The 9,957-nt window shown below is 65.9% G+C and carries 8 protein-coding genes and 1 pseudogene; 5 read left to right on the top strand and 4 right to left on the bottom strand.

Features of this window, described 5'->3' with window-relative positions:
- Nucleotides 1-658, top strand: a pseudogene (locus AUL36_RS12970) (hypothetical protein); the annotation flags it as partial.
- 52 nt (nt 659-710) lie between these two features.
- On the opposite strand, the gene AUL36_RS12965 reads toward AUL36_RS12970, so the two are convergent.
- Complete coding sequence (locus AUL36_RS12965) at nt 711-1,124, bottom strand: acyl-CoA thioesterase (protein ID WP_062221445.1); 414 nt, start codon at nt 1,122-1,124, stop codon at nt 711-713.
- A 72-nt stretch (nt 1,125-1,196) separates the two neighbouring features.
- Nucleotides 1,197-1,979 (bottom strand): helix-turn-helix transcriptional regulator, encoded by a 783-nt coding sequence (locus AUL36_RS12960; protein ID WP_058633996.1) that lies wholly within the window; start codon nt 1,977-1,979, stop codon nt 1,197-1,199.
- A 141-nt stretch (nt 1,980-2,120) separates the two neighbouring features.
- Between AUL36_RS12960 and AUL36_RS12955 the strand changes: the two genes are divergently transcribed.
- From AUL36_RS12955 to AUL36_RS12940, 4 genes are all read left to right on the top strand, one after another.
- On the top strand, nt 2,121-2,720 hold the full coding sequence (locus AUL36_RS12955; RefSeq protein WP_210168862.1) for an acyl-homoserine-lactone synthase: 600 nt from the start codon (nt 2,121-2,123) through the stop codon (nt 2,718-2,720).
- Nucleotides 2,680-4,002: a cytochrome P450 gene (locus AUL36_RS12950; RefSeq protein WP_062221441.1), complete on the top strand. Its 1,323-nt coding sequence runs from the start codon at nt 2,680-2,682 to the stop codon at nt 4,000-4,002. Before AUL36_RS12955 ends, AUL36_RS12950 begins: the two co-directional genes overlap by 41 nt.
- A gap of 1 nt (nt 4,003) precedes the next feature.
- A complete protein-coding gene (locus tag AUL36_RS12945; protein WP_062221439.1) occupies nt 4,004-4,213 on the top strand; it encodes a hypothetical protein in 210 nt (69 codons plus the stop codon).
- Between the two features lie 414 nt (nt 4,214-4,627).
- Nucleotides 4,628-6,706, top strand: a complete 2,079-nt coding sequence (locus AUL36_RS12940; RefSeq protein WP_062221437.1) for a putative bifunctional diguanylate cyclase/phosphodiesterase — start codon at nt 4,628-4,630, stop codon at nt 6,704-6,706.
- Between the two features lie 69 nt (nt 6,707-6,775).
- Here the strand turns inward: AUL36_RS12940 and AUL36_RS12935 are convergent, their stop codons facing one another.
- Together AUL36_RS12935 and AUL36_RS23810 are read right to left on the bottom strand one after the other, a co-directional pair.
- On the bottom strand, nt 6,776-8,875 hold the full coding sequence (locus AUL36_RS12935; RefSeq protein ID WP_062221435.1) for a catalase: 2,100 nt from the start codon (nt 8,873-8,875) through the stop codon (nt 6,776-6,778).
- 172 nt (nt 8,876-9,047) lie between these two features.
- A partial coding sequence (locus AUL36_RS23810; RefSeq protein WP_156418374.1) for a DUF2778 domain-containing protein occupies nt 9,048-9,957 on the bottom strand: 910 nt, incomplete at its 5' end.

The raw sequence follows: 9,957 nt of genomic DNA, 5'->3' as shown, positions 1-9,957 counted from the left end.
GCTCAACGCGGCGGTGGAAGCTGCCCCCGCCGATCTCGTCTGCATTCTCGACGCGCGCCTGCGCCCTCTGGCGGCGGACTGGCTGGACGAGCTGACGAGCCGCATCGCGGAAGCCGATGTCGGCGCCGTTGCGCCTGTTCTTCTTGGTGGGGACGGCGCGGTGGCCGAGGCCGGCCGCATCCTCTCGCCCCTCGGCCATTCGCTGCCGGCCTTCGAAGGCGTGGCATCGGGCGATCCCGCCTATGGGGACGCGCTCACGGTCGCGCGCCAGACCTCGGGCCTCTCTTGGAGCGCCGTCCTGACGCGGCGCGCCGAGTTCCTGGCGCTCGGCGGCTTCGACGCGCTTCTCTTTCCCCATCGCTTCGGCGCGCAGGACTATGCCCTGAAGCTTCAAGCCTTCGGGCGGCGCGTGGTGCAATCGCCCGACGCCGTGCTGAAACTCTCCGCCCCGCCGCTGACGCTCCCCGGCGACGGGTCGCGCGAAGCCCGCGCGCTTCTGGCGCGCTGGCCGGGCGTCGCCGCGAGCGACCCGTTCCACAGCCCGCTTTTGCCGCGCGGCGGCTCGCTCCACGCCGGGCTCGCCTGGCCGCCCGGCTCGCACGCCCCCCGCCGCTCGCAGGTCGCCCCGGCGCGCGCCGTTCCGCCCGGCTGGTGGTAAGGGGAAACTCGCTCGAAGGCCGCCCGCGCTTGGCCGCCGTCGTTGTCCTCTCTCAGGCGTCCGTCTCGGGCTCCGGCCTGTCGATCGGGCGCGGCCGGCGCTGGGCGTCGATGGCGACGAAGGTAAAGAGGCCGCGCGTGACCTGCTCGGTCTCCTCGCTTTCGCGGCTGCGCCGCCAAGCCTCGACGGAAATCTTCATCGAGGTGCGCCCGACATGCACAAGCTCGGCGTAAAGCGTCACCTCGTCCCCGACGAAGACGGGCTTCAGGAATTGCATGGCATCAATGGCGATCGTCGCGCAGCGCCCCTTGGCGCGCCGTGCCGCCGCCGCGCCCGCCGCCAGATCCATCTGCCCCAGAAGCCAGCCGCCGAAAATATCGCCGGCCGGGTTCGTGTCCGCCGGCATGGCGATGGTGCGGATCGTCGGCGCGCCGCGCACGCTCTGTTGGGGATCGATCGCCGTCATGTCCTGCGCCCTCGTCTGGAACCCTTCCGGGCACGCTAGCCGGCCAAGCTTAACGCCGGCCTGCCGGCTTTCTCAGACATTGATCAGGTTGAGATAGATCGCCTTCACCACGGCATGGGTCTTGGTTTCCGAGCCGAGCTTGCGCATGGCGTTGCGCATATGGGTGACGACCGTATCCTCCGACACCGACAGGATGATCGCGGTTTCCGGCACGGTCTTGCCATGAGCGGCCCATGCAAGCACGTCGCGCTCGCGATCGGTCAGACTCACCTCCACCAACGGCTTGCCCTCCTCGTCCACGAAGCGCTGCGGCTGCGCGCGGGCATGGGCGGTCAGGTCCATCATCCGCTGCGCCCAGTAGAGCATGACGAGATGCAAATCCTGCCGCACGCGGGGGCGGGAAAAGAGCGCGATGAGTTCTTCGCGCCGGCTCTTCCAGAAGAAGACGCTGGAGCTGGAAAAGACACGGCCGAGATGATCGGCGAAGTGATAGGGGATGGTCACGCCGTTGGTGAAGCGATGGTCGAGCGCGGCCTCCATCGTCTTCAGTGCGCCGGACTTGCGCCCCCCGGCCTTGGCCGGCAGCGAGATGTCGCTCCAGAGGAAGGGCTTGTTGGTACGCCGCGCCAGATCGACGCACGGGTCCACCTGAAAGAAACGGTTGGAGCGGTATTCCTCCTCCCAGGCCTCGCCCGACGTGCCGACCGAAAACGGAATGCCCTGAAGCGGCGAGCCGGCATCCATGAAGGCGAAGCCCGAAAAGCCGTGGGATTCCACGAAGCGTTGCAGGAGTTCGGTCAACGCCTCGACGGTTTCGGCCGCCTCGATCGCCGACAGCATCTCTTCAACGCCCAAAAGTTTCTCCCCTGATCATGCGATGCCACCCGATCCTGCGACGGGCCAGGATCGACGCGTCGAAGAGATGCGGGATATCAGGTGGCCATATCAAATGAAAATCGCGCCGTCTTCGTTTTCGAAGCAGAGGACGCGCCTTTGGTGGGGGCGCTCAGGCGCTTTCGCAAGCGCCTGTTTGTGGACGAACTCGGCTGGGACTTGACTGTCCAGGGCGAGGAGGAGCGCGACCAGTTCGACACCGACCAAGCGCTGCATTGCGCGCTTCTAGAGTGCGATCAAATCATCGGCGGCTTTCGGCTGACGCCGACGACGGTGCCATATCTCAGCCGCGACGTCTTCCCCCATCTTGCTTCGTCCCGGCCCTTTCCCGCGCGCCCGGACTTCGCCGAGGTCTCGCGCCTTGGCGTGATCGGAGAAGGCTCCGTGCGGATCGAGCGCGCGCTGAAGGTCTACGGGCTGATGATGCATATCGCATCCTATCAGCGGCTGACGGGCCTCGTTGCGATTGCCGACCTGACCTACGAGCGCTTCCTGCGCCGCATCGGCATTACGACGCGCCGCTACGGTCCGCCGCAGGCGATCGGCGCCGATCGTTTCGGCCGCACGCTGCATGCGGTTGCGGGCGAAATTCCTCTCGCCGACCAGCCGCCCCGGACGCTCGCGCGCCTTCGGTCCACTCTCCAAACCGTCGAGATTCACGATGCCCCATCCCTTTTCGGACCTCAGCGCCTTTCGGCGTGACCCGCTCCGCTTCTTCCTGTCGCGCGGGAATGGCTCGGCGGAGCGCCTGGAGCGGCTGCGGCTCGGCTTCACGCCGCTTTATCTCGTGGTGGATCCCTCGCTGGTGAAACCGCTCTTGAAAGCGCCCCCGGCCGAGATCGACAAGGGCCGGCTCATCCACAAGCTGCGCCAGATCGTCGGGAAAAGCTCGCTGACCATCAGCGGCGAGGAGCATGCGCGCCGTCGCAAGGCCATCCACGGCCAGATGGCCAAGGGCGTCGCGTCCACCTATGTCGGCGAAATCTCGGCGCTCTACCGGCGCACCTTCGCCAGCCTCATGCGCGAAGGCACGTTCGACGCCCATAAGGTGACGGCCCCGCTGGCGCTGCGCGTCGTCTGCACCGTTCTGTTCGGGCAGGGCGTTCTCGGCCCGGTCGAGGAAGGCACGCTGATCCGCGCCGTGCATCTCGTCGAGGACGATCTCGCCGACGGCATGTTCCAGCTCGTCCCTTCGCCGCGCGCCGTCTGGCGCAAGCGGCGCAACCTCGCCAAGGCCAAATCCATGATGGCAGGCGTGGTGGACCGCGCACGGCGTCGCACCAGCCCCGGCAGCCTCGTCCATCAACTTCATCAGCTCGGCCTGTCGGAAAGCGATCTGCGCGACGAAGTGCTGATGCTGATCCTGGCCGGCCATCACACGACGGGAACGGCGGCAGCCTGGGTCTTCTGGCATCTGGCCGCCGATCCCGCGCTCGCCGCGCGCATCGGGGCCGAGGCGGTGGGCTTGGCGGACGCGGGCGGCGAACTCGACCCGTCCAGGCTCGCCTCGGCCTCGCTCAGCCTCGGCTTCACGCGGGAGATCCTGCGCCTTTACCCATCGGCCTATTGGTTCTCGCGCGAGGCCATGGCCGACACGGAGCTGGGCGGAACCCGGCTGAAGAAGGGCACCTCGCTTCTCGTGAGCCCCTGGCACATGCATCGCGACCCGCGCCATTGGCCAGAGCCCGAGCGCTTCGACGCCGAACGCTCGCATGCGACGCCGGCCTATATGCCCTTCGGCGTCGGTCCTCGCGCCTGCGTCGGCATCGGCCTCGCCATGCTCGAAATCCAGATCCTCGTTCTGGAACTCGCCGCCGCTTTCGACATCCGGGCCGAGACGAGCGCGCCCTCGCTGACGCCCAAAGCCAGCGTCACCCTGCTTCCCCCATCCCTCTCGGTTCGCCTCGCGGTTCGCGCCAACGCGCGCCGCGACGAACCGCCCGCTTTCCCATCCCTCGACCGCCGCTGCGAACAGGCTGCCTGACATGCGCAACACCAAATCCCTCGACGCGTCCGCCGCCCACGATCTCGATCTCGACTTCGACGAGGGCTGCGATCTCCAGGCCATCGCCGCCATGCTGCGGCAAATCGCCCGCTGGACGGAGGAGCATGGCCTGACCGACGCAATTCATCACGTCGAGGAAGCGCGCGGCATCATCCTCAAGGCCATCCAGGACGGACGGCGCATCCAGTAGCCGGCAGGGCCGGCGCCTCCCGCCGGCCCTTCGTTCCATCTATGATGCGCGCAACTCTCTCGAGGTGACTTAGCGTCGCCGCGTTTTTCGAGAAATATCACCCGCAAAGACGATCAGCACGACGTTTTAACCCTACATTCTTTTTAAATGCTCTTGGAATACACGTGTCCAACTGCCGCGATGTTCAGAATCAGGTTGGAAGCGAAGATGCGAGGTCTTTATTGTCGGAAGAAGGCCCTTCATCACGCCGTCATTCAGCTTCCCTTTCGTCATCGTCTCTCACAGAGCGAATCGGTTTCTGAGAAGCGCGTTTCGCAGCGGGTTCTGAACCGACGCTCTGATGCTCGGCGGCTTGTGCTCGCGTTCTCGCCTATGGTCGCGCTTGCGTTCGCTGACAGAGGAGCGTGAGCCACCATGCCAGCTTCGGACACGACAACGCCTCTTGCCGCGAGCGAGGCCAGCGCCGGCACCGAGATCGATTTCGCGGCTCTGAGCCGGCGCGTCGAGACGGGGCTTTGGGTCTACGACTTCGACGCCGGGCGGATCATCTGGGCGAACGGGCCCGGCCTCGACATCTGGAACGCAGCCACGCTGACGGAGCTTAGCCAACGCGATCTGCTCTCCGACATGTCGGTGAGCGTGAAGCGGCGTCTTGCCCAGTATCTGCAGGATTTCATTACCAAGGATGCCGTCTTTTCGGAATTCTGGACCGTCTATCCCGGTGGAATTCCCCGCCCTTTGCAGGTTCGATTCAGTGGCCTGCGCTTAGGCGACGGGCGCATGGCGCTTCTGTGCGAAGGGCGCATAGCGGAAAAGCACGAGCACGAAGCCCTGCGCCGCGCCGATGCCTTGATCCACACGCAGGTGATGATCTCTCTCTATAATCGGGCGGGCAAAGCGCTCTATTCCAACCCGGCCGCCAGCCGGGCCTTTGCCGGCGTCGACGGCGACCTGTGCCGTCGCTTCGTCCATCGCCGGGATTATACGTCCCTGCTCGACGCTCTGGAACGGGCGGGCGAAGCCAACCAGATCGCCCAGATCCATACCGAGGGGGGGCGCCGCTGGCACGAGATGACGGCGCGCTTCTGCCATGACCCCGCGTCCGGCCAGCCTTCCATCCTGATCAGCGAAACCGATGTCAGTCGGCTCAAGGAAGAAGAAGAGCGCGCAAGCAAGATCGCCTATACGGACGCGCTGACCGGCCTGCCCAACCGCTTGGCGCTCGCCCCTATTTTCGAACGGATGATGGACGGGGCGCGGGTGCGCGACCGGCATTTCGGCATTCTCTTCATCGACCTCGATCACTTCAAGGCCGTGAACGATACGCTCGGCCATGCCTTCGGAGACATGCTGCTCAAGGAGATGGCCTGCCGCCTTTCCCGCCTGTGCCGCCGCGGCGACCATGTGGTCCGGCTGGGCGGCGACGAGTTCCTGTTCTTCGCCGCGTTCCGGGGCCGGGGCGATCAGCGCCTGCATAAGCTGTCGGGCGACATCATCGCGAGCCTCTCGGAACCCGTCCTCTGCGAGGAGCGGGTCATGGCCGTGACTCCGAGCATCGGCATCGCGCTCTATCCCCAGCATGGCGCGGACATGCCCCGGCTGATGCAGGGGGCCGATCTTGCCCTCTACGCGGCCAAGGGCAGCGGGCGAAACGGCTTTTGTTTTTTCTCCAGCGAGATGCGCGCCGCTTCGGAAGAGAAGCACGCGCTGGCCAGCGATCTCAAGCGCGCGATGGCGCAAGGCGAATTCGAGGTTCATTACCAGCCGCGCCTGCGCGCGCGCGATCTCGTGCCGGTCGGGGCCGAAGCCCTCGTGCGCTGGCGCCATCCCGCGCGCGGGCTGGTGCCGCCCGGCCAGTTCATCGCCCTATGCGAGGAGATCGGGCTGATTGGCGAACTTGGTCGCTTCGTCCTGGGCGAGGCGCTGCGCCAACAAGGTGAATGGCGCGAGGCGGGCTATCGTATCAGCATGTCCGTCAACATCTCGCTGCGCGAGCTGTGCGATCCCGATTTCGCGCAGGAGGTCGGCGTCGCTCTGGCCGCCTCGGGATGCCGAGGGCCGGAACTCGAGCTGGAACTGACCGAAACCCTGTTCCTGGACGACAGCGCGCCGGTGCGTGCCAATATGGAACTGTTGCGCGCCATGGGCGTGCGCATCTCGATCGACGATTTCGGAACCGGCTATTCCAACTTCGCCCGGCTTCACGAAATGTCGGTGGATTGCATCAAGATCGACCGCAGCTTCGTGCGCGCCCTGCCCAAGAACCGCGCCTTGACCGAGGCCGTGATTTCCATGGCGCGTTTGATGAAAGCGCGGATCGTGGTGGAAGGGATCGAGACCGAGGAACAGGCCGCCTGGGTGCGCCGCTTCGACTGCGACGAAATCCAGGGCTTTCTATTCGGTCGCCCCATTCCGCCGGCCGAGTTCATCGCCGGCCTTCAGATATCGAAGACGACGCCCGAAGAGGAATTGCGCCGCATCATCTTCGGCTGATGCCAGCGTTTGCAAGACAGGGGCGCGACGCGTCTCCAAGCGCCACGCCCCGATCATGCGCCCCCCGCCTCAGACGGCGTGCAGCTTCGCCTCGCGCGCCCAGAAGCGCAGAGCCGCGCATTTTTGAAGGAAGGCCTCCGCCCCGCCCTTCGATAGAGCGATCACGCCCTCGTCCGCTTCCACGCCGGCCTTGGCGAGAAGCGGCGCGGCCGTCTTGGTATGGGCGATGAACTTGGCGTGGGCGAAGGCATCGGACACGAAATCCTTGGCCGTCGCCTCTCCGGTCAGAAGCGTGGTGCCGTCAGCCGAGGGCAGAAGCACCACCGCGTCGTAAAGAACCGACGGGCCGCCATTCACCTTCTGCTTGGGCTCGCGCACCGAACCATCGCTGAGCGTGATGCCGCCGACCGTTGGCCCGACAAGCTCGACCAGCGCGCCGGCCGCCTTCGCCGCCGCTTCCAGTTCGCCGAGCAGCGCGGCGTCCGTGCCATCGGTGACGAGCACGCCGAGCTTGCGGCCCTTGAAGCTCCTGGGGCCGTTCAGCGCGATCGAAAGCTTTCGCGAGGGCTTGAGACCCTGCACGACGGCGCGCGCCGGGGCGACCGCGTCGGGCAGAGATTTGAGCCCCAGTCCGTCCGCGACCTTTTTGGCCAGATCGTCGTCGATGTTGCGAAGATGCGAGACGACGCGCTCGCGGATCACCGGCGTTTCGACCTTCGACAGCTCGAACACCAGCGCGTCCTTGATATGGGTCTGCTCGACCTCGGTCTGGCTGATGAAGAACTGGCGCGCCTGGCTGTAATGATCGGCGAAGAGTTCGGCGCGGATGCGAAGCTTCTGTCCTCCCATCTCCTCGGGCCAGGAGCGGAAGCCGCGCTCGGGGTCTTCGCGCGGGCCGCCGGCCGCCCCGCCCCAGGAGTTCGGCTCGTAATTGGCCCGCCCCTTGGGATTGCGCATGGCCATGTGCCCATCCTGCTGGAAATGGGCCATGGGGCAGCGCGGCGTGTTGATGGGGATATGCGTGAAGTTCGGCCCGCCCAGACGCTTCAACTGCGTGTCGAGATAGGAGAAGTTGCGGCCTTGAAGCAGCGGGTCGTTCGAGAAGTCGATACCGGGCACGACATTCCCGGTCTGGAAGGCGACCTGCTCCGTCTCCATGAAGAAATTGTCCACCGTGCGGTTCAGCGTCAACTTGCCGACCGGGCGCACGGGCACGTCTTCTTCGGGGATGAGCTTGGTGGCGTCGAGCACGTCGAAGGCGAAGCGCTCTGCGAACTCCTCGTCGAAGAGCTGGAAGCCGAGTTCCCATTCGGGATAGTCGCCGTTCTGAATGGCTTCCCAGAGATCGCGGCGGTGATAGTCCGGGTCCATGCCGTTCAGCTTCAGCGCCTCGTTCCAGACGACGCTCTGAAGGCCCAGCACCGGCTTCCAGTGAAACTTGACGAAGGTGGACTTGCCGTCCGCATTGACGAGGCGGAACGTGTGGACGCCGAACCCTTCCATGAAGCGGAAGGAGCGCGGGATCGTGCGGTCGGACATGATCCACATGGCCATATGCATGGCCTCGGGCGTGAGCGACATGAAGTCCCAGAAATTGTCATGGGCCGTCTGGGCCTGCGGAAAGCCGCGATCGGGCTCCTGTTTCGCGGCATGGATCAGGTCGGGAAACTTGATCGCGTCCTGAATGAAGAAGACCGGGATGTTGTTGCCGACGAGATCCCAGTTGCCCTCCTTCGTATAGAAGCGCACGGCGAAGCCGCGCACGTCGCGCGCCAGATCGGCCGAGCCTTTGTTGCCCGCAACGGTCGAGAAACGCACGAAGATGTCGGTTTTCTCGCCCGCGCGCTGGAACAGGTCCGCACTCGTGAGATCGGACAGGGATTCATAGGTCTCGAACACGCCATGAGCCCCGAAGCCGCGCGCGTGAACCACGCGCTCGGGAATGCGCTCATGGTCGAAGTGAAACATCTTGTCGCGGAAGTGGAAGTCTTCCAACAGCGTCGGCCCCCGACGCCCCGCCTTCAGCGAGTTCTGATCGTCCGAGACCGGAATGCCCTGGCTGGTGGTCAGCACCGGCACGTCGCCTCCGGCGGTCTGATGCCATTCGCCGCCCGGCCCCGGCGTTGCGCCAGCAAAGCCGCCCGTCGTCTTCGAAGACGTCGTGTCCATGGAACTCTCCTCGTGCCGCCATGCCCGACATCCGGTCATGGCCAAGCTTGGAGGGCTCGTAGCTGCGGCAGGCTGGAAACTTTCCAAGGCGCGATGTCGCCCCGCCTCCTGGAAAGGCCGCTCCTGCGGGCTTTCTAATTTTGTGGCTGCGACTGGTTCGCTGGAAGCGCTCCTAGGATTTGAAAAGCCAGGCGAAGAGCGATTTGGGGCTCGCGTCCATATGGGCGACGACCACGAGCTGACGGATTTCGCCGCGCCGATAGGCGGCGAGGAAGCGCTTGTAATCCTTGAAGGACACGCAGCCGTTGGAGTCGCCCCCCTTGCCCAGCATATAGGTATGGGCGAGCAGGCCGACGCGATTGTGGATCTTGCCCTGCCCGCCGACCGGGGTCAGCCGGAGGGCCTGAACGCCGTGGAACAGGCTTTCGCGCAAGGTCAGCTTGTAGGTATGGGGCGGCGTCGGCCCCCGGTTCTTGGCGTGGACGAAGCGCGGATTGTCCCGCATGGGACCGAGGCCGGAATGGGCTTCGAGCCGTTCGCCGTTCGGCAGATACACGGTCTTGGCCGAGATGTCGTAGACGGCCGTTCCATTGCCGATCCTGGGGCGCAGGGCCGGCGGGTCGACGGCGCTCGGGTCCATGCGCAGCGCGCCGGCATCGGGCCTTGCATAGGCTAGAACCGGTACGTCGCGCGCCGGCTTGGCGGGCTGGCGCGGCACAAGGGTCGGCGCGGGCGATGGCGCGGGACGAGACCTCGCAGCGGCGACGCGCGTCGGCGCGCCGTCATTCTCATCCTCGTCGTCCTCGTCTTCGTCGCGTTCTTCCGGCGCGCGGCTGAGGAGCGGGCGTGCCGTCGGCTTGGGTACCAGAAGCTCGGCAAATTCCTGCGCCGCGCTATCAGGCGTATCGTCCGCGTCGTCCGTGTCGCTGGCGATTGCATCTGGCTGCCGGCTGGCGACCTGCGCTTCGGCCAGGGCCTCGTCCTCCAGCGTCGCCTCGGCCACGGCTTCGGGCGCGGCCGGAGCGCGCGAGAAGCGGGAGACGGCCGCCAGATCGGGCCGATCGAGCCCGTGGAGCGAGCCG

Source organism: Aureimonas sp. D3 (genome assembly GCF_001463805.1).
In the GTDB taxonomy this organism is placed as follows: domain Bacteria; phylum Pseudomonadota; class Alphaproteobacteria; order Rhizobiales; family Rhizobiaceae; genus Aureimonas; species Aureimonas ureilytica_A.
This window is presented reverse-complemented; position numbering and strand designations above follow the sequence as displayed.

What these genes read in the sequence shown, in the direction of transcription:
- AUL36_RS12935 (WP_062221435.1), bottom strand. Translation starts at nt 8,875, where the DNA reads ATGGACACGACGTCTTCGAAGACGACGGGCGGCTTTGCTGGCGCAACG.
- AUL36_RS12965 (WP_062221445.1), bottom strand. Translation starts at nt 1,124, where the DNA reads ATGACGGCGATCGATCCCCAACAGAGCGTGCGCGGCGCGCCGACGATC.
- AUL36_RS12940 (WP_062221437.1), top strand. Translation starts at nt 4,628, where the DNA reads ATGCCAGCTTCGGACACGACAACGCCTCTTGCCGCGAGCGAGGCCAGC.
- AUL36_RS12945 (WP_062221439.1), top strand. Translation starts at nt 4,004, where the DNA reads ATGCGCAACACCAAATCCCTCGACGCGTCCGCCGCCCACGATCTCGAT.
- AUL36_RS12950 (WP_062221441.1), top strand. Translation starts at nt 2,680, where the DNA reads ATGCCCCATCCCTTTTCGGACCTCAGCGCCTTTCGGCGTGACCCGCTC.